We start from the raw sequence: 20,330 nt of genomic DNA, 5'->3' as shown, positions 1-20,330 counted from the left end.
TTATGACCAGCTCGATACATATTCAGCCATTTCCAGGAGAGACTGTTTATAGCCTGGTTAGCCGATACCATCTCCTCTCAGGGAACGTGGACGAGTCCGCATCATACTCAGCGCTGTATTCGTCCAATAGGGCCAGGATCAACGCCTATTTACCGTCACAACTCGAGAAGACCGGGCATTACTTCGGATTGCCCCCCGAAGCCTTACTGTGGAACCACACGCTGTATCCTCTATTCGCGAGCTTCATAACCCCAAGAAGGGCTCAGGAACTAAAACGCGCGATGTTTCTGAATTTTGGCAGCCATGTGGGCGAAAAGGCGGGGCTCCCGCAGTCGAAGCTCAAATTCACAACCGGCCATAAGCATTGTCCGATGTGCTTGGCCGAAGATGTGAACCAGATAGGCGTTGGATACTTCCGAAACAGTCATCAACTGCCCGGCGTGAATGCCTGCCCAACCCATGCATCACAATTATTCTGTACAGCCATCAGTGACTTCTCGCTCGATCGTTCATTGATTTTGCCTCGCTCCCACATGAACGTAATCCCCGCCGAGAACGCTTCGGTGAAACTTTCCCGTTTTGGCGCTTCAGTGGTCCAGCAGCTACAAACCCGGCAACGGTTTCCCGATTATCGAAGGGCCTATCGAATTCAGCTGAACAAAAAAGGCCTTTTAACCAAAAACGGCAATGTGCGAATGAGGAGAGTCATACCGGCCTTGAAAGCTCACTGGGCCACACTGGAAAAGACATACAACCATAACCAGCTCGAGTATCCAGACCAACTACTAACATTCGAGTTCGTAGGCCCCCTACTTCGCGCAAAGACACATTACCCAGCACACCCCATCAAACACCTGCTTTTCGCAGAATGGCTGTTCGATGGGGATGCTAATTTGTTTTGGGACGCCGACGAAGAAGAACAGCTCATCCTCCCCGGCTTTGGAGTGCCAACTGCTGGAAAGAGCCACACCCATAGAGATGATTTTTTCAGCAAGCGGGAGACGCGCCGACGCTCCATCCGTGATTATATGGAAAAGCATCCTTTCGCGATCCGGAAAGACATCAAAGCAGCGAGGAATGCGGACTTTTTCTGGCTTTACCACAACGACAGGGATTGGCTGGAGCAGCAGTTGCCGTCACCGATGCCACCGCAACGCCCAGAAAAAAATTGGCATGCTCTCGATGAAGCAGTGTGCGAAATGATCCAAGAGCGAATACTGCAACTCTCGGAGCCAATATCCGTTTCAGAGTTAGACATCTTGCTTGGCGGGCATCGCTGGCTGACAAAGTTTCTGGGAAACCTGCCAAAAACTCAAAACCTCATTAAAGACCAGGTCGCCGAAGGAACTCTCAAGAAAGTGGGGCAACCGACGTAAACCCAAAGATTAAGCAGTGAGGTAGCGGTATACATTACCAGTTGAAATTATCCCGAAAGTCGGAGAAGATTCCTGCTGCGAGGTTGACGCACGCTGCCCACTTTAGCGAACCCGGACGGGACAACCCTTACCAACCTTTTCTTACGCTCTGATTTTCTCAGCGAATCATGGCAGTGGGCACCATTTTTTTCGCTAATTGAGGAAAAACACATGAGTGTAACGACCGCTGTCTCTTCGAAAACCATTCAACAGCTCAAGCAAATAGCCAAGCAATACAAGCGCCGCTTATCGATCACCCACACAGAAGCCTTGGAACTCGCCGCTCAGAAAGCAGGTTTTGTGAACTGGCACCAGGCCACACAGGCTAAAGCAGTGCTGCTGCCCGCCGAGACAGCGCTCAAGACAGGCGCAATCATCGGCATGGATATGAAGGATGGAATGGACTATTTCGACTCAATCACTGAGGACGGAACCTTCATCTACGATGAGCTTCTTCCCATGGTCTGCGCCCAATCTTTTCGAAAGATGATGTGGTCGGGCCCAGACCCAGATGATGAACTTGGCAGGCTTCCCTCTGAGACCATGACAGAATACGAGTTCGAGGAATGGTTTCATACCAACCTTTACGACAACATGTATTTCCGCCTGAGTGAACAAGTCTCCGTCGAATCACTGGATAAAGTACTCAAACTACTTGATGAGAGATCGTTCTGGCCTGCGTTTTACGTGTGGTTCCAGGGCAAGCTCTACGAGTTTGAGAAAGGCTATGAGGATCCAATTCCTGTTTTTGCAAGCTAAATAGCCCTCCAATGCTTGGCGGCATTTCTCTGCCGCCAAGCTATGAATTCGCAAGGACATCGAAATGGCAATACCAACCGCCACCTATGCAGAAGCCTATGAAGAACTTTCCTCAACCATTGAATGGATCGAGAGCCTCGGACTGGACCCCAATCGCGGAAGAATCCGTCAATACCACAGAAATCTTGGACATTGGAAAGATAACTACCTGTCCGCCAATGATGAGGACGTTCGAAACGGCTTCGCCGAATTCATCAATGCAATTCAGGATGCAGATGACTTGGTAGCCGTATACCGGAAGTTCCACCCCCTGCCACCCAGCCAGCTCCAATCGATCAAAGAGAAGCTCTCCAAGGCGCTCAATGGTCCAGTCAGGAGGCAGGATGAGCAGCCCCGCACCACTATTGCTCGTAACTTTCTATTTGAAGCCCTTGTTGCAGCCCGGTTGCATCACCCAGAACGAGGCGTGACGGCAATGCTCGATGCAAAAACCGACACAGGATTCAAGGCATGGGATAACAGGGTCTGGATTGAATGCAAAAGAATCACCAGTTTCGACAAACTCGAAGCAAATATTCGCGATGCATCCAGGCAGCTTGAAAGGGCTTTCAAGCGAAACCCCGGCAGCGCTCACAAGGGGCTGGTGGCAATCGATATCTCGAAACTTGCGAATGACGGAAGCAAAATCTTAGTCAAACCTGATGAAAACACACTACGCGCTGATATGGCACGTCATATCGAACACTTCATCAGCCAACAAAGACACCAATGGGAGAAGGTTTATAGAGAGCGAGACAAAAGGATTATGGGAACACTGGTTCGGCTATCGACAATGGCAAGCGTCGAAGAAAAGAACCTGCCGACGGTTGCCACTGAGTGGGTCATAAACCCCAGGGACCGTTTGTCCGAAGCAGATCAAAACTTCCTTCAGCAGCTTGCATCAGCTCTGGACTCCGCGTAACCCTCCAACGTCCGAAATGTTCGAATTCCACAAAGGGCATTATGAAACGCAGCCCCTTTCTGCCCTCCAGATTTGCTACCATCTCCCACAAGAAAAAACACAGAATGAGAGCATGCAAAACCAATCGCCCTCTCCTCCGATTCGAGCAGTAACGGACTATTTGAGCAAGCATGACACTGATCAACCTGAAAGATCTTGAAGCCCACCTTTGGCACGCCGCGCACATAATCACCGGACCCATCGACGCTTCTGACTATAAGACCTACATTTTCCCGATTCTGTTCTTCAAAAGGATCTGTGACGTCTACGACGAAGAGTTCGCCGACGCCATGGAGAAGGTTGGAGACAGAGACCTGGCCGCCCAGAGCATGTTCCACCGCATTCAGATTCCACCTGAATGTCACTGGCAGCATGTATTTGAGCGGACTAAAGACATCGGTCAGGCGCTCAAGGATGCCTTTCGCGGGATTGAGCTGGCGAACGACAAGCTCCATGGGATATTCGGGGACGCAAGTTGGACTAACAAAGACCGTCTGCCAGATGAATTGCTGGCCACGCTGCTGAACCACTTCAACCAGGTTAATCTTGGTGTTCGCAGCGTCCGTGATGACGATATGGGACGCGCCTACGAATACCTGATTAAGCGGTTTGCCGATAAAGCCAATAAAAAAGCTGGTGAATTCTACACGCCTCGAACCATCGTCCAGCTGATGGTGAACATCCTCGACCCTCAAGCCGGCGAGAGCGTTTACGACCCAGCATGCGGTACAGGGGGAATGCTGCTCGAAACCATTCACCATGTCCGAGAAAATGGCGGAGATCCGCGATTGCTTAGGATTAAAGGGCAGGAGAAAAACCTGACCACTGAGGCCATCGCAAGGATGAACCTGTTCCTGCATGGCCAGGAAGATTTCGACATAGTGCGAGGCGATACACTGCGGCACCCCAAATTCTTGATTAATGACCGCCTCGAAACATTTGATTGCGTGATCGCCAACCCACCTTTCAGTCTCAAAGAGTGGGGGCACAATCTATGGTCGAGCGACCCTTTCGACCGAAATCGATACGGACTCGCCCCAAAAACCAATGGCGATTTTGCCTGGGTTCAGCACATGTTTGCTTCCCTCAACGACCAAGGACGCATGGCCGTTGTTCTCCCCCACGGAGTTTTGTTCCGTGGAGGCGCAGAAGGCAAGATCCGAACAAAGCTTCTACAAGAAAACAGAATCGAGGCCATCATCGGCGTTGCGCCTAACTTGTTTTACGGCACAGGCATACCTGCCTGCATTCTTGTTCTGCGCAAACAGCGCCCAGCCGCCCATCAAGACCATGTGTTGATCATCAATGCTGAGGAGATTTTCACCAAGGGGCGAGCGCAGAACACCCTTTCAGATGCCCAAGCCAATCAAATTTTCAAAATCTACAGCGATCAGGAGACCTCTGGTCCTGCCGGAGAACCGATTGAACGAACTGCGCGCTGGGTGCCCCTATCTGAAATTGCAGAGAAAGAGTTCAATCTAAGCATTACTCAGTACGTTCAGAAGCCTCTTGAGGGAGAATCAATCTCAGTCGAGGAAGCTTTGAAGGATTTTCACGAAAAGCTGACTGCCTTGGAACACGCAGAGGAAGAACTCGAGGAACTATTGGTACAGGAGGGCTTTGAACTATGAACAAACGACAGTTGGAAGACCTTCTCTGGGGCGCTGCGGAGTTTCTCCGAGGCCAGATCGATGCCTCAGACTACAAACAGTATATTTTCCCTCTGCTCTTCTATAAGCGTCTCTCCGACGTCTACTTAGATGAGTACACAGAAGCACTGGAACTAAGCGATGGTGACGCTCATTACGCCACCATGCCAATGTTCCATCGGTTCGACATTCCGGAAGAGGCTCGATGGGAAAAGGTCCGCAATACCAGCAAGAATATTGGTGAGGCAATCCAGAGTGCCCTCAGGCTCATCGAAGCCAAGAACGAGAGACTTCACGGGGTATTCGGTGATGCCCAGTGGACAAACAAAGAGCGCCTGCCTGACCACCTTCTCGCGGACCTGATCCAGCACTTCAGCAAAATTCCACTGGGCATCAAATCGGTGAATCAAGACGACCTGGGTGAGGCCTATGAATATTTGATCAAAAAATTTGCTGATGATTCGGGCCACACTGCTGCTGAGTTCTACACAAACCGCACCGTAGTCCACCTGATGACAAGGATCATGGGACTGAAACCCGGCGAGACGGCGTACGACCCGACTTGCGGTACTGGAGGCATGCTGTTAAACGCAGTTATGGACCTTCGAAGCCAAGGTGAAGAATGGCGTTCAGTGAAGCTTTACGGTCAGGAAGTGAACCTGCTCACCTCCGCCATCGCTCGCATGAACATGTTCCTGCACGACATTGAGGAATTTGACGTTCTGCGAGGTGACACTCTCGGTGATCCTAAGTTTGTCGAAAATGACCGGCTTAAGCAGTTTGATGTGATTTTTGCGAACCCTCCCTACTCCATCAAAAAGTGGAATCGGGACAAGTTTGCCGCAGACCCTTATGGCCGCAACCTCTACGGAGTACCACCGCAAGGCTGTGCGGACTATGCGTTTTACACCCACATCATCAAAAGCCTAAAACCCGACACCGGCCGCGCAGCAATGCTCTGGCCACACGGCGTTCTATTCCGCGATTCCGAGCAAAGCATTCGTAAACAGGTGATTGAATCAGACATCATTGAAGCAGTGATTGGTTTGGGACCAAACCTATTTTACAACTCGCCGATGGAATCTTGCGTAGTGGTACTCAATTGCAATAAACAAGCTGAGCGCAAAAGCAAGGTGTTGTTTATCAATGGCGTGGAGCATGTTACCCGTGAGCGCGCCCACAGCCGCTTATCGGATGAGAATTTGGCCACGCTCTGTGAAGCGTACTTCGATCCTGAGAAGCAAAGCGACATCACAGCTTTGGTTGATATCGCTACCCTTAAAGAGAACCTCTACAACCTTTCAATTCCGCTCTATGTAAAGGCAAAAACCAATAGTGATGTGCACGATATTGAACATGCTATCGAGACATGGAAAGTCAGCCGGGTGCAAATGAAAAAGCAAACCAACAAATTATTCCAAAGCCTTGCAGCGAATGGATACACAGTTGAAAGCAGGGTGGAGCAGTAAATGACTGAGCAACAATTACCAGAGGGCTGGCAAGTGATGAAGTTTGGCGATATCGCTAAAAATATATCCCGGCGAGTCGAACCAAGCGAAACAGAACTCAAAATCTATGTCGGTCTCGAACACTTGGAGACTGATAGTTTGAAGATAAAACGTCACGGCGTTCCCAGTGACGTAGCAGGGCAAAAGCTGTTAGTCGAAAAAGGACAAATTATTTTCGGCAAGCGTCGTGCATACCAGCGCAAGGTAGCAGTGGCTCCTTGGAACTGCATTTGTTCTGCTCATGCAATGGTCTTAGAAGCAAACCCGGAAACAATGATACCTGAGTTTTTGCCATTCTTTATGCAATCTGACGTTTTCATGGAAAGGGCGGTTGCAATTTCCGAGGGATCGCTATCACCTACAATAAAATGGAAAGTATTAGCTGCTCAGTATTTTCCGGTTCCAAATTTGGATATTCAACGCAGATTTTTAAAAATACTGCACGGATCGGAGATAGCTCTAGAAAGAGTGGAGCAAACCTTTCAGTCGGCCAAGCAACTATTTATTTCAGTTTTTGATGAGCAATGGGAACACTCGTCAGATTGGTCCGCTTGCACCTTGATAAACGTTTTGGAAAAAAAACCAGAATACGGTGCCTCTGCGAAAGCGGTTCCATACACACAAGGGCGACCGCGTTATATACGAGTAACTGACATTTCTGAGTCGGGAATGCTAGATTCGACCGATATTGTGGGAGTAGACAGCAGTTACGAATCGAAGTTTGGCTTAAGCGACAATGATTTCCTTATCGCTCGAAGTGGAAACACCGTTGGGAAAACTCTGTTATACAAAAAGGAGTATGGCGACGCTGTTTTTGCAGGATATTTGATACGGTTAAAGCTAAATTCTAAGGTTGTATTACCTGACTTTTTTCAAATCTTTACTTTTTCGAAGGCTTATAAGAACTGGCTTAACAGCGCTGCCAGAGGGGGCGCTCAACCAAACATCAACGCCAAACAAATCGAGAATATGCCTTTCAAGTACCCGCCGATGAGCAAACAGCGAGAAATTGTGAAGCTGTACGAACAGGTAAAGCCGATTTTGGCCACCTTAGTCAGCAAGGAAGTTCAGATAAAAATCATTAAGAAGGCATTTTTTAGGATATAGCCCAATGTTTAACGAACAAACCGTCACAGAAGATGGAATTATCGACCGCTTAACGGGGTTAGGAGGGGCAAAGTGGACTTATTGCCATGGCGAAAGCCTGCCGAAACAGGCGCAAGATATTTTTGTTGATGCTTGGCTCAAGGACGCACTTTGTTCGTTGAACCCCGATATTGCTCGCCAGCCCGACTACGCCGATGAGGTGATTTACAAGCTACGCGGCGTGGTACTCGATGCTCGTCATACTGGTCTAGTAAAGGCCAACGAAAATTTCCAAGGGTGGTTGATGGCTGAGAAGACCCTACCTCTCGGCGAAAATGGCGACCACATCACCATCAACCTAATCGATTTCGACAACATCGAAAACAACCATTTTATCGTGGCGCAACAGGTGCACTATATCGCCGCCACGGAGGTATTTTTCGATATCGTCCTCTATATCAACGGGATCCCGCTGGTTGTTGGAGAAGTAAAAACCGCAACACGCCCTAGTGTAACTTGGCAGGACGGCGCTGCTGACTTCATCGGCGGCACTAAGCATTATTGGAAAAATGCGGAGCCCTTCTTCGTCCCAAACCTGCTGTGCTTCGCCTCTGAAGGTCGGAGCTTCGCCTACGGTGCGATAAACGCCGGCCCCAAGGACTGGGGCCCCTGGCACACTACACAACAGGAAGAAGAGCAGCTCACCGGCATGGGTTCAGTGCTTGCCAGTGTTGAAGGATTACTGAACCCTCAAACGCTGCTTCAGATTCTCGAATCCTTCGCTCTCTTCTCAACAATCAAGACCGGCAAAAAAACTCCACCCAAACGCATCAAGCTGCTTCCTCGTTACCCTCAATTTGAAGCAGCCAAGCAAATCGTCGACCGCGTCAAAAGCGGTTACCCCAAAAAGGGTCTGATCTGGCATTTCCAAGGCTCTGGTAAGTCCCTACTGATGCTTTACGCGGCTCGCATGCTGCGAGCCGACAATGACCTCAAGAACCCCACCGTTCTGGTGGTAGTTGACCGGCGCGACCTTGATAGTCAAATAAACGAAACGTTTGGCGGTGCCGACGTTAAGAACCTCGTTAAAGTGCAAAGCTGCAAGAAACTGGGCGAGCACATTGAACAGGACAGCCGGGGCATTTTGATTACTACCATCTTCAAATTCCAGGATGTGGAAATTGATGAAAGTAATCCCAAAGGCCTGAATGACCGAGAAAACATCATTGTATTGGTCGACGAAGCGCACCGGACCCAAGAGGGCTCCCTTGGTGACAAGATGCGCTGGGCCCTGCCAAATGCACACTTCTACGGCCTGACAGGCACGCCGATTTCAAGCATCGAGCGAAACACCTTCAAGCTGTTTGGTGCGGACGAAGACCCCGGCAGATACATGAATCGCTACAGCTACAAGCAGTCCATCCGCGATGGGGCCACCGTACCGGTGAAATTCGAACCACGTTTGGCGGAGCTTCGCGTCGACAGAGCCTCAATTGACAAAGAGTTTGAACGGTTAGCTGAAGAACACGGCTTGGACAACGATGAGAAGACCGCGCTGTCTACGCGGGCAGGCAAATTGGCAGTCATGCTGAAAGCCCCGAAGCGTATGGAGGCGATCAGCGACGATATCGTTGAACACTTCACCAGCCACGTGAAGCCGAAAAAACTGAAAGGCATGGTGGTTGTTTACGACCGAGATGCCTGCGTTCAGATGTATTACCTACTCGGCCAGAAGCTTGGTTTTGACGCCGTCGAAGTGGTGATGAATGTTGATCAAGCTCCAATTAAAGCGACGGGTGGTGGCAAAGATGGGAAGGAAAACAAAGACTGGCGTAAATGGTCCAAAGAATTGGAACTGCCGATAACGGAGGAGGACTTTCAGCGTTGGCAGGAGATCGACGGAGATGACCAACTTCAAAAAGATCTGATCGAGTCCTACAAAGATTCAGAGAACCCTCTTCAGCTTCTCATTGTTACAGCAAAACTCCTCACCGGTTTTGATGCTCCCATTTGCTACTGCATGTACTTGGACAAGCCACTTCGAGACCACACCCTCCTCCAGGCCATGTGCCGTACCAACCGTCTCTACGAAGCAAACGGTATGCGCAAGGGAATGGGATTGATCATCGACTACCTTGGTGTGTTTGAGAACCTTCGAACCGCCCTCGCTTACAACCCCGACGAAATCGAGGGCGTTGTCGAAGGCATCGAACGCTTTAAGGAAATGCTTCCAGAGCAGCTGAAAAAGTGCCTGGCGTTCTTCCCTGAAGTGGATCGATCCCTTGAAGGCTTTGAGGGCATCATCGCGGCCCAGGAATGCCTGCCAACCAACCAGAAGCGGGACGAATTTGCCGCTGCGTTTGGCGTACTCAGTAAACTTTGGTCTGCGATCAATCCAGATCCTTTCCTCGCGCCCTACCGCACCGACTACAAGTGGCTTGCTCAAATCTATGAGAGTGTTCGCCCCGTCGGCCAAACTGGCGCTCTGGTCTGGGCCGCGCTCGGGCCTGAAACCATCAAAATGATTCACGAGAACACCGATATAAACCGCATTCGGAACGACATCGATGAACTTGTGATGGATGAGCACGCCATTTTCACGCTCACAGAGAAGGAACAAGAGAAGCGCGCGCGCAGACTCGAAATTGATTTGATGGGACGGTTGAGAGGAAGTGGACGTCCAGAATTTGTCGCGCTCGGTGAACGCCTGGAAAAGCTCAGACAGCAATACGAAGCCGGAGTTATTAAGGCCATCGATTGGCTCAAAGGCCTGCTTGATACCGCCAAAGAGACCGTGGAACTTGAGAAACAGAGTGGCGAGCGCCCAGTCACTCAAGAAGACAATGTGCAGGCGCTCACCAAGCTTTTCATGGAAACCAGGCCTGACCGGACGCCAAAGGTCATTCAAGATGTTGTGGAGCAGATCGACAAGATTGTCAAAGCCACGAGGTTTGATGGCTGGCAGAATTCCGCAAGTGGACCACGAGAGATACAGAAAGCTCTGATGTTGACGCTGGTTCAGTTTGGACTCGGCAAGGATAAAGACCTATTCAACAAAGCCTATGAGTACATCAAGGGCCACTACTGAAGCTTTAGGGCGGTGACTTTGTTCGCAGATATACGTCAAGAAACGATGACGTATAAAGGTGGACAAAATGCCTTTTAAAGGAACTGGATAGCTCGGCTTGGAGTCGTGCGAATAATAGAAGCGAACTCAAGACCGCTCTCAGGAGTCAGTTTTCATCCGATTCACCCTCCGAATCCCGCGTCTTGGGCAATAGAGAGCCATCACCATCTGGCGGCCTGTGAATGCGATCCGTTAGGTAGTGTAAACCCAATAACGTAGTGACCATTAGATTGGAGATTAAGAAAATGTAGACGAACGTAAACCCTGGCTTGGTCCACGTAATCATTTCTTTTGGCAAAAGGGACGCCAGATTGTTATGCAGCACACTGATTGACATCCCAATCAAAAATAGAAAAAGACTGAGGAAAGCCAGATAACCAAAGAGATAAGACAAGAACCGTCTTCGGTTAATTGAAATTAGTATTCTTTGCCCTTTTCTTTCTACCCTGATCTGGACCTGATCTCCGGCAAACGGTTGATCAAGAACTTTTGATGGAAAGGTTGCCACGGCTGCCAGCGCGGCGATGTAAAACCCAATTAGCATTTGAAGTAGTTGTGTCACATGGGCAACTAAGCCGGTCTCTCCGAAAAGATTCACCCTGCCAGGCAAAAGCATCAAAAGAGTGAACACCAAAGCGGTTATGGCCAAAGGGATGTACCAATCAAACCAGGGTTTGATTGGATTCCTGATCCTTAAATAGGCTAGTGGAGTAAAGAGCTGTCGAAGACCAGGAACCATAATCCTATTCCAAAAGCCCGAGAATTTTTGCGGCGTAGGAACTTACGATTTTGTCACTGCATTGCGACAAGCCAGGAGCATGCTCTATGTATTCAACGCGCCCCACGAGTGCATCCTTGACATCGTCTGTATCCGTGCCCATCACAGCAGTTTTCCTCTTCCCGCCGTTTTTCTTGTAATGAATTTTAAGATCATCAAAACCTTCACTTCTGGCTTTCTTACGCAGCTTCTCGATAAAAGTTGGCTTCTCGCCATTCCCGTCCACGACCTTGAGCTTGAGAGTTCTGACGTCCTCTTTGTAATAGTGCTCTTCATCGAAGTGACTGATCTTTATACGCTCTACCAGTTCTATGCTATCGACTGTTGAACCCTCCAACTCCTCTTGGAAGGCCTTACTTGGCGTCGCGAGTATTCGTACCCGAGGGCGGTATGCACGACTTCGGCCATTCTCCTCCTCATCATCGAAGTGCAATCTTCCTTTCGTGACCGCGCGGAACATGGTTTGGAAAAATCCCTCCAAACCTGACCTGCCAAGGCCTGGCACTTCCTCCAACAAAAACAAAAATTCGTTACCTCCATTTTCTGTTGGCGAAAGGCTTAAAACTGCATGTGCGGAAACAGCGATGCCCTCGCCGTCGAGCTTGGGCTCAGGACGAAGGTCTGTTGTTGTCAGCTTGCTGAAAACGGGGTCGCTAGCTTTCGAGTTGGAGTACATCAGCAAAAACACGGCCGAATTATTCTCTTCGTTTATTCTTAAGTCACGAATTCGAAAACAAGCTTCGTCATTCTCAACCATCTTAAACGCGCCGCCGGAGTCAACGAGTTTCTGAAGCTCGTCTATACATTCTTTCAAATTAATCTGCGGCGCATGAGAAGGTGAACTATCAAGAATGAAACGGTGGAAATAAATCCAGCGCTCATAGGGATTTAGCATTTGGAGCCATCCATGTTAGTAATTTTCTTTTCGTTTACTGAAGCTACCACACGGACTAAGACCCTCGAAAGTGCAAGGTTCCTGAGCCCTAGGGTAAATCCTCTCAGCCAAGATTTATGTTTCTGACCGAGCTGAACTTGAACCTTAATCTTCGTCTCCAAGTCAGCTTTTTTAAATGCCATTTTTCGATAACTCGATGTATCGACAAAATGCATTAGCCAGCTGCATCTGCCTCGGTGTTCTGCACTCCGCCTCAAAAACAGCGGGTGACGCAATCAGTATCGCCAAACACTTGGCCCGAGAAATCGCCACATTTAGCCGATTCGGACTGTAGAGAAACTCCATGCCTCTTGGCGCGTCGGCATGACTTGAGGTCGCCATTGAAAAGATCGTGATGGGTGCCTCCTGGCCCTGAAATTTATCGACAGTGCCCACCCTTGCATCGGGCAACCTCTGATGAATCTCAAATACCTGAGCGTTGTAAGGGGCGATAATCAGGATATCCGCGAGAGTCAATTCGTGCTCGTACCCTTCACCATCAATCCAAGTCGTATTGCTGCTCAAGATCTCGTTGACGATTCGGAAGACCTCATCCGCCTCCTCAGTTGAACTACTCGTGTTGCCACTGTGTTCAACTGGCACGAACCGTAAGCCGGTGCCAGAAAGAGAGCCTTCAGATTTGATCTCATGATTTGCCGCCTTCGGGATGGAGGACAGTTTACCCTCGTAGAACAATTCCGAATTAAAGCGGCAGATTTCTGGATGAAGGCGGTAAGTGATCCCCAGGAACAGACCTTGATCGTCAGAAATGGTCTGATGCCCCTCTAACAGGTGGTCCAGGGCAGAACAGTCCGCTCCATCGGGGTGTGAGCCCTGGGTCGGCTGTTCAAGCTGTTGCGGATCACCAAGCAGGATCAGGCTTCTTGCACACGCAGAAACCGCTACAACGTTCGCCAGAGCCATCTGAGCTGCTTCGTCAACGATAAGCACATCAAGCGCTTCCTCTGCCTCTTCACGTGCCCAAAGAAAACTCGTCGCGCCTGCAACTTGAGCGGTGCCTTTTTCCAACGCTTTGAATAGTGCTTGATTGCTTTTGGCAAAAACCAGGTTCGGTTGATCTGGCTCTTTACTGCCACTGGCAGGTTTTTGAATACATTTGAGATCAATGCCTCTCTCAACCGCAACGTCGAGAGCTTTATCGATCAAATTTCGGATGACCTTATGACTATTCGCTGTTATTCCGACAGTCATCCCTTTTTCAACCAAATCGCAGATAACGTGAGCCCCCGTAAAGGACTTACCTGTTCCTGGCGGCCCCTGAATTGGCAAGACATCACCGTTCAGAGTCGGGGCGATTCTAAGCGCAGCATCGAGTGTTAGCTCACCCTCATGTTGAAGAGAGAGTCCATCCTCACCAACCTTTGAGCAAAGTAAAATTGACCGGCCAGCTTTATATCGGCCTTCACCCTCAAGGCCATGTTCGGCGACGTACTCCCCTAATCGGAAAAGCGCGGCCTTCTGCTCATTCGTCCTTATGAGGGTGTGGGAGAACACCGCTTCAGGATGTATCTCTGCGGTTGCTCCCTTCTTCTTGATGTCGAGCGTTCCATCTTCCATGGACACCGCTTCAACCTTACCGAGATCGTCGCCCCCAGCAGCCTTCAGCTCATCCCCGGCTCGCACCTCAGTATCCTGAGGAATGAACTTGTACCGGTCCGTCGGAATGCCCTGTTTTGAGGTTTCGACAGTACCCACGAACTCAAGTCCTGAAATCGCAGCTCGCTCCCGCAGAAGTTCATCCGGCTGCAACTCACACAATCGGAAGTATTCCCACCAAACAGACTTTTCTTCTCTCCGATGCCATTCCAATAAATGGGCCAGAATCCAGCGTCCGTGTTGTTCGGGAGTGCGCTCCTCGTCGTCTACCGGAACTCCATCAATCAGGCTGTCAACCAATGCTTGAATACGCTGCGCCTGTTCGTCAGCTTCTTCGCTCGGTTCAGTTCCTGGTTCGGGCCTATCAATCAAATGGCCTTCGCTGATTAATTCATCACGCAACCTTTCGAGCCAATCTCTCAAAGCAGACGTCGCATAGCAGTCGTCTGCGTTGTAAGCCTCAACAATCGACTGGGTCTCTTCGGTCACTGAATCAAAGTCATCCAGTTCGATGTGAGACGACAGCTGAGTCAGAGCCACATTGGCATCGTGAAGTGAGATCTTTCGCTCAAACTCGAAAAACGGTTCCAGCTTTTTGATGGAGTAGCTTTCCACACTGGCACGCAGCCCGTTTCGTACGACACTCAACAGATCAACGAACACCAACCCTCGGAGCAGATTGTCGATTTCGCTCTCACGCGAGGCATATCGCCCCATAAGACGTTTCAATGCCGATGGTTCGTAGGGGGCAAAGTGATAAACGTGCATATCTGGATATTGCTGACGACGCTCAGTAACGAAATCGATAAACCGTTCGAAGATCTCCTTCTCTTCATTCCGGTCAAAAGCCCACTTAGCCTGATATTGGAGACCTCCGTCCTCGCCCTGAAAGGCGTAACCAAACAGATATTCCAGCCCGTGCTCTCCGACAAACTGATCGCTTTCGATATCAAAGAACACATCGCCCTCAGAGGGTTCCGGTAAAGCGCCGAGCCCTGCTCCTGGAATAGGCTCAAGAAATTCATACTCCAACTCTCCCTTCTCCCGCGCAGAAACCTGAATGGCCGCCTGTGCCCTGATTTTTTCAAGAGAAGGTTTTGTTCCTCGTCTGGGTTCAAAGGGGATCGGGGTTGGCAGCTTGGCAAGCTCCTTCATTGTGGTAACGCCATTGGCGTGGAACTCAACAATTTGCGCCTTGCTGATGTTGGCAACCAGACACAGATGGTCATCTTCACGTCTTCGCTGATCGCACTGGTTCTGCCAACGACAAACATCGCAGTGAGACTTAGGGTCTGGATAGGTTTCACTAAAATGTTCGGAGCTGATGTCTTGCTCCGCTGCCTTTCGAACCTGCCGAAAATAGGCTGCATAGTCCGCGAACCGATAACTTTGAGGCTCAAAATCACTCCAAGGAGCCACCACATGAACAAACTCGGGGTCAACCTTCTGGACGCGCGACAGGAGATCCGCATAAAGGCATAGCTGGAGTACCGTACCGCCCTTCGTCTCGCGGGCCAACTTGGTGTCTATGACTTCATATGACCAATCACCGAGTGCGCTTGGCTTTTCTACCCTAAGAAGGAAGTCTGCTCTACCGCTCCAGCCATCACTTCTCAGGGCCGCTTGTGCAATGACGTGTTGCCCGGCTTTCATGGCTTCAAGGGTTCGACCTACGCTCTGATCGTCTACCTCGACGCCATCGATACTTGTGACAACAAAGCCACTCTCCTTCAAGTATTCAAGATAAGCGTTTTCATGCCTTTGACCGCGCTCCCGCAGAATATCCAGCAATGGATCGTAGTGATCTGGTTTAGAAAGCTCGCCCAGCGCAACCCGCTTCTCAAGCCCCATCAAATGATCACAGGCGCTGTGTGCAACGAGGTCTGTCGCTGTGAGCTGAAAATTTTCGTCCGTGAATTTCATGAGCTGCAAACTCCGTATGTGCAGTTTCGATTGGGTAATTGAGGAGCGAGGTCATTCGGCAAAAGTAAGGTGGAACGCCGACACTCGTCTAAATTATCAATGTAGGTTGCATTTTTTAAGCGGGCCAACAATATTATCTATACTGTGAACCAGGATTCCTTTTATCGCTTTGCATTCTAAAAATGGATCCGCAAAAGTCAGGGTTCACTCATCAACAGACATTCGCTTACATCACCAGCCTTACGCAGGGAAGAACCTTGATGTTGGACTCGGAACAAATCCACAATGAACTCATTAAGCTTGGTTACGATATCGAGCCAGGGAAGAACCATCCTTCGTATGCCTATGAGCATTACATGGGTAATGGCATCTATCTCTACGTTAAGCGCAGAGACGGATCTTCGGTTCAGAAGGAGCCACTCGTTTTTCCTCCGATGGCAGGTAAGCTTGAAAGGGAAGTACAAAACGTTAAAGGCCTTCACCTCTCACCAACACCCGCCAAAAGCACAAGCTATCGCAAGTTTCCGAAACTCAATGGACAGTCACAGCATGGCTATCCAGCCGATATTGAAGATACCAACGCAATTGCAGCAGTTGTGGAGATTTTTGGCCGACAAGAAGCCGCGGTCAGCCCTTTTCCTGGTAATACTCCTAAGCTAAGTCAGGAGAGTTCGATGCGTTTCCCCCTCAACCAAATTCTCTATGGTCCTCCCGGAACCGGAAAAACCTACCAAACAACGGCATTGGCCGTTCAGATCGCTGACCCGGAATGGTATCGAGAAAATATAGATCCGTCGGCCTCAGCTGAAGGCCGTGCGGCCCTGAAGGCTAGGTTTGATGAATTGGTTCGTGAGGAAAGAATAGGGTTCACCACCTTCCATCAGAGCTTCGCATATGAGGACTTTATCGAGGGTATTCGGGCAGAAACCGATCCGGAGACTGGCGAACTTCGTTACCCGGTCCGCGACGGCGTGTTCAAAACACTCTGCAAAAATGCCGATAGAAAAGTAATCGCGCATCAGACAATTTCTCCGGAAAGCCTATCTGCTCGTGCAGTCTGGAAAATGTCCCTTGGCAATTCACAAACGGCCGAAGCAGGCGAGGTATTCACTGAATGCCTCGAAAATAATTACGTGCTACTTGGATGGGGAGGAGACGCTGACTTTTCAGGATGCGACGACTATGAGTCGGTAAAAAAGCGATATCTGGAGCGCTACCCTGCCGAAAAACAGGAATACGCGTTTCGGGCCGTTAACACCTTCAGGAACCAAGTGAAAGAAGGCGACTTGCTTGTCATATCAGACGGCAACTCCCGTTTCCGCGCAGTTGCTGAAGTTACAGGTCATCACAGAACCCTTGAGGACAAACCGGATTGGTTCCATCAGGCCCGTGATGTGAAATGGCTCCAGGTATACGAAAATTCGCGCCCAGTGAGCGAGTTGTACGGTAGCCAGTTTACTCAGATGACCCTTTATAAATTGAAACCTTCGAAATTAAACACGAGTCGACTACTGGAAATGGTCTCGACAGAAACGCCGGAGGAGGATGCCCCACCACATGTACTGATTATCGATGAAATCAACCGAGGCAATATCGCCCGCATTTTTGGCGAATTGATTACACTTTTGGAGCCGAGCAAACGAGCCGGAGCCCCTGACGCCCAAACAGTCACACTCCCATACTCCAAGGAGCAGTTCTCAGTTCCGTCCAATGTGTTCGTCATCGGAACAATGAACACCGCAGACAAATCGCTGGCACAGCTCGATTTGGCCCTTCGAAGACGTTTCAGCTTTATGGAAATGCTGCCTGACCCAAGCCACCTATCAGGCGTCTCAGTTTACGATACACCAATCGACATGCTCATCGATCTGATGAACCAAAGGATCGAGGTTCTGCTGGATTCAGAACATCAGATTGGCCATGCCTATTTTATGGAGCTGGCCAACATCACCTCAGAATCAGAGCGCAGGATCGTTCTAAAACACATTTTCCGCGACAAAGTGATCCCACTACTTCAAGAATACTTTTTCGAAGATTATGAACGTATCGGCTGGGTCCTGAATGATCCTGTGAAAGCCTCCGAACACAAGTTCATCACTCCCGGAACAACAAGCGTCAGCTCGCGTACGCGGCAACTGTCGGACCTTTTCCCTGGCGAGATCGCAGAACATTTGACGGACAACCGATTCCGGATCAACGAGAAGGCTTTCGACGAGCCCGAGGCCTATCAACACATTGTTGGAACAGTCCGGTGATTCAAGTTCGTGAATACGCAACGTTAACTGCGGATCCCGAGGTTTCTCCCAGCATGGATGTCGGCCAGGTATCCAATGCGACCTTTGATTGGCTAATGGATTTGCATCAGCGCTGGAATCAAGATTCGAAACTCGTGATACGCAATCAGAAGCAATATCTGAAGCTCGGGAGCTACGTCGGTTACCTGCAAAGCCCTTCTGGAGAAGGCATCGAGATTCTGCCCAAAACCGAAATCGCGTCGCCTCAAAGGCCAGAAAGTCTTCGGGCACTGCTTCAGGAGATGCTCGCCTGTTCTCACCAGTTACCCTTCAAAGAGGGTGACGCCGCCGATCTTGCCCGCTCGGATATCCCGCTGCATGAGTGGATCATCTCGCAATTTCTTATCCAGCTCACAAGCCTCGTAAAAAGAGGCCTACGATTCGATTATCAAAATGTGGAGGAGGAAAGCCGATTTGTTCGAGGACAGCTAGACGTTGGAAAACAAAGTCGTCAGTCGCCTTCAAAAGCCGTTTGGTTCAACATCCGCCATGATGTTTTCAGCCCAAATCGAATTGAAAACCGTCTACTCAAAACAGCATTGGATTACGTCTTAAAGCTGACGAAGGACAGTCACAACTGGCGCATGGCAAACACACTCGCGCACCAGCTCTCGGTGATTAACTCATTCAGAAAGCCCTTGCCTGAGATCGCCAAATGGCAAGACAGTAAATTGATGCAGCCATACAGATCCATCAAACCTTGGTGCGTTCTTGTTCTTGAGCAACTGAATCCGAACTTTCAGCATGGGCTTCACAGTGGCATTGCCATGTTGTTCCCGATGGAGCAACTTTTCGAGAATTACGTTTCACACCATTTGAGAAAATCTCTACCGTCAGACGCCAAGATTACGGCGCAAACTGCCAGCCAATATTTGGTCCACCACTCGCCTGATGGTGGGGAGGAGAAAGCATGGTTCCAGCTCAAGCCTGATCTCCTCCTTTCACATGTCGGTTTGCGAACTGTCATGGATTGCAAGTGGAAGCTTCTGAACTCCACCCAAAGTACGGCGGCAGAAAAGTATGGCATTAGCCAAGCGGACCTATACCAACTCTTTGCGTACGGCCAGAAGTACCAAAATGGCCATGGCCATATGGTGCTGATATATCCGCGCCATTCAGAATTTCAAGAACCGCTGGCAAAGCTGAGCTTTTCAGAACATCTTCATCTCTGGTGCGTGCCTTTCGACCTGCACCAAAAAAAATTAGTCCCTGGCGACTGGATCTATCACGTTCCAGCTTTGTCTCCTGACGAACCGAGCAAGCGCAAAGGCTTTTTATCCGAAAGGCTCGAATCGTTAGATGACGTCGCAAAAGTGTTGGGAGGAAAGTCAGGCACTGAACTTTGGCCACGCCTTAACGAACATTTCGGCCTTGAAGGGGAACTCCAGCTCATTCGAAGAAATGCTGCAATGTCTCGATCTTTAGGGGATCCAATTGACGATTATTCCGACGAGGAGTGGATCGCCGGCTTCGAATATTTTGCGACAGAACCACGCTACAACTACGAAGTTAGCACAGGGATGCTTTTGCTCCCTTTAACCGTAAATGCCCTTCTTCGGAGACTACGCATCACAAAAGAAAAGTATCAGAAAATCGCCCAAGGCCAGATCGCAAGTGATCTGGGAGGAATCAGCGCCCACCTGGAGGAGAATGTGAACTTAAGGACAATGAGAAAGCGCCCAAGCACTTAGAGTCCACAATGTCACATGTCACGTGCTCGACAACGTGTTCTTCAAATAGAAGAACATAAGCAAAAATATGCGACTTCAGATACCTTCGAGCTTATCACCAAAGCTGGCAATAGCCTCCCACTGGTCTGGTGAGTATCCGGCTCGAAGAAGGTGTAGGCTCTCAACCGGAGCTTCCATACGAATTCCCTCCCCACTTGCCTGGTAAAGACTGTCCCGTGTCTTAAACAGCTGCTTCCCAAGCTCCTCAAGGACAACACCAATCACCGGGCATCCGTCGGCCCTTTCTGTCCTCAGCCACGATGCCCCAAAGAACCCTTTTTTCAATACGCTCTCCCTCTTGAGTGAAATCGACGAGATACCAGTTTTTGATAATTGTGTCAGCGTTCATTCCAGATCTCCTGTGCAGTTTCTGAGATCCTAGCCTCTTCCCGGGATATGTCACAAAAATGTTTTAAAACAATTAGTTAAATCAATATTAAGCAATGAACTGGCAAAGCTTGATTCGATGTCGCCAAAAAGCAGAGTTACGCCATTCATCTTGAGAATTAC

General features: G+C 49.6%; 13 protein-coding genes. 9 read left to right on the top strand and 4 right to left on the bottom strand.

From position 1 onward, the window contains the following. The first annotated feature begins 2 nt into the window (after window positions 1-2). The 7 genes from MSNKSG1_RS02405 (at window position 3) to MSNKSG1_RS02375 (ending at window position 10,505) form a co-directional block, all read left to right on the top strand. The gene (locus MSNKSG1_RS02405; RefSeq protein ID WP_083870941.1) at window positions 3-1,376 is read left to right on the top strand and encodes a TnsD family Tn7-like transposition protein; all 1,374 of its coding nucleotides are present in this window, start codon (window positions 3-5) and stop codon (window positions 1,374-1,376) included. Window positions 1,377-1,586: 210 nt separating this feature from the next. Then, on the top strand, window positions 1,587-2,174 hold the full coding sequence (locus tag MSNKSG1_RS02400; RefSeq protein ID WP_008937643.1) for a hypothetical protein: 588 nt from the start codon (window positions 1,587-1,589) through the stop codon (window positions 2,172-2,174). 64 nt (window positions 2,175-2,238) lie between these two features. Beyond that, window positions 2,239-3,135 carry a hypothetical protein gene (locus tag MSNKSG1_RS02395; RefSeq protein ID WP_008937642.1) on the top strand — a complete coding sequence of 299 codons (897 nt, stop codon included), beginning with the start codon at window positions 2,239-2,241 and terminating at the stop codon, window positions 3,133-3,135. Between the two features lie 170 nt (window positions 3,136-3,305). Continuing rightward, window positions 3,306-4,805, top strand: coding sequence for a type I restriction-modification system subunit M (locus tag MSNKSG1_RS02390; RefSeq protein WP_008937641.1), 1,500 nt, complete (start codon window positions 3,306-3,308; stop codon window positions 4,803-4,805). Further along, the gene (locus tag MSNKSG1_RS02385) at window positions 4,802-6,292 is read left to right on the top strand and encodes a type I restriction-modification system subunit M (protein WP_008937640.1); all 1,491 of its coding nucleotides are present in this window, start codon (window positions 4,802-4,804) and stop codon (window positions 6,290-6,292) included. The genes MSNKSG1_RS02390 and MSNKSG1_RS02385 overlap by 4 nt, the downstream gene beginning before the upstream one ends. Continuing rightward, window positions 6,293-7,438 carry a restriction endonuclease subunit S gene (locus MSNKSG1_RS02380; protein WP_008937639.1) on the top strand — a complete coding sequence of 382 codons (1,146 nt, stop codon included), beginning with the start codon at window positions 6,293-6,295 and terminating at the stop codon, window positions 7,436-7,438. Window positions 7,439-7,442: 4 nt separating this feature from the next. Continuing rightward, window positions 7,443-10,505, top strand: a complete 3,063-nt coding sequence (locus tag MSNKSG1_RS02375) for a type I restriction endonuclease subunit R (protein ID WP_040886570.1) — start codon at window positions 7,443-7,445, stop codon at window positions 10,503-10,505. A 145-nt stretch (window positions 10,506-10,650) separates the two neighbouring features. Here MSNKSG1_RS02375 and MSNKSG1_RS02370 read toward each other — a convergent pair whose 3' ends face one another. The 3 genes from MSNKSG1_RS02370 to MSNKSG1_RS02360 all read right to left on the bottom strand — a co-directional run bounded on the left by MSNKSG1_RS02370 (window position 10,651) and on the right by MSNKSG1_RS02360 (window position 15,796). Continuing rightward, window positions 10,651-11,283, bottom strand: a complete 633-nt coding sequence (locus tag MSNKSG1_RS02370) for a hypothetical protein (RefSeq protein ID WP_008937637.1) — start codon at window positions 11,281-11,283, stop codon at window positions 10,651-10,653. 4 nt (window positions 11,284-11,287) lie between these two features. Further along, window positions 11,288-12,217 carry a hypothetical protein gene (locus MSNKSG1_RS02365; RefSeq protein ID WP_008937636.1) on the bottom strand — a complete coding sequence of 310 codons (930 nt, stop codon included), beginning with the start codon at window positions 12,215-12,217 and terminating at the stop codon, window positions 11,288-11,290. 171 nt (window positions 12,218-12,388) lie between these two features. Next, window positions 12,389-15,796, bottom strand: a complete 3,408-nt coding sequence (locus MSNKSG1_RS02360; protein ID WP_008937635.1) for a TM0106 family RecB-like putative nuclease — start codon at window positions 15,794-15,796, stop codon at window positions 12,389-12,391. A gap of 260 nt (window positions 15,797-16,056) precedes the next feature. Between MSNKSG1_RS02360 and MSNKSG1_RS02355 the strand changes: the two genes are divergently transcribed. Continuing rightward, entirely contained in the window at window positions 16,057-18,051 is a 1,995-nt protein-coding gene (locus MSNKSG1_RS02355; RefSeq protein WP_008937634.1) for an AAA family ATPase, read from the top strand. Beyond that, complete coding sequence (locus tag MSNKSG1_RS02350) at window positions 18,048-19,781, top strand: McrC family protein (RefSeq protein ID WP_201764935.1); 1,734 nt, start codon at window positions 18,048-18,050, stop codon at window positions 19,779-19,781. The genes MSNKSG1_RS02355 and MSNKSG1_RS02350 overlap by 4 nt, the downstream gene beginning before the upstream one ends. Window positions 19,782-20,025: 244 nt before the next feature. Here the strand turns inward: MSNKSG1_RS02350 and MSNKSG1_RS19195 are convergent, their stop codons facing one another. Next, window positions 20,026-20,169 carry a hypothetical protein gene (locus MSNKSG1_RS19195; RefSeq protein WP_160164263.1) on the bottom strand — a complete coding sequence of 48 codons (144 nt, stop codon included), beginning with the start codon at window positions 20,167-20,169 and terminating at the stop codon, window positions 20,026-20,028. Window positions 20,170-20,330 lie beyond the last annotated feature (161 nt).

Origin of the sequence: Marinobacter santoriniensis NKSG1 (assembly GCF_000347775.1) — a bacterium.
In the GTDB taxonomy this organism is placed as follows: Bacteria; Pseudomonadota; Gammaproteobacteria; order Pseudomonadales; family Oleiphilaceae; genus Marinobacter; species Marinobacter santoriniensis.
Note: the sequence above shows the minus strand (reverse complement) of the source record. Positions and strands in the feature narration are given on the sequence as shown.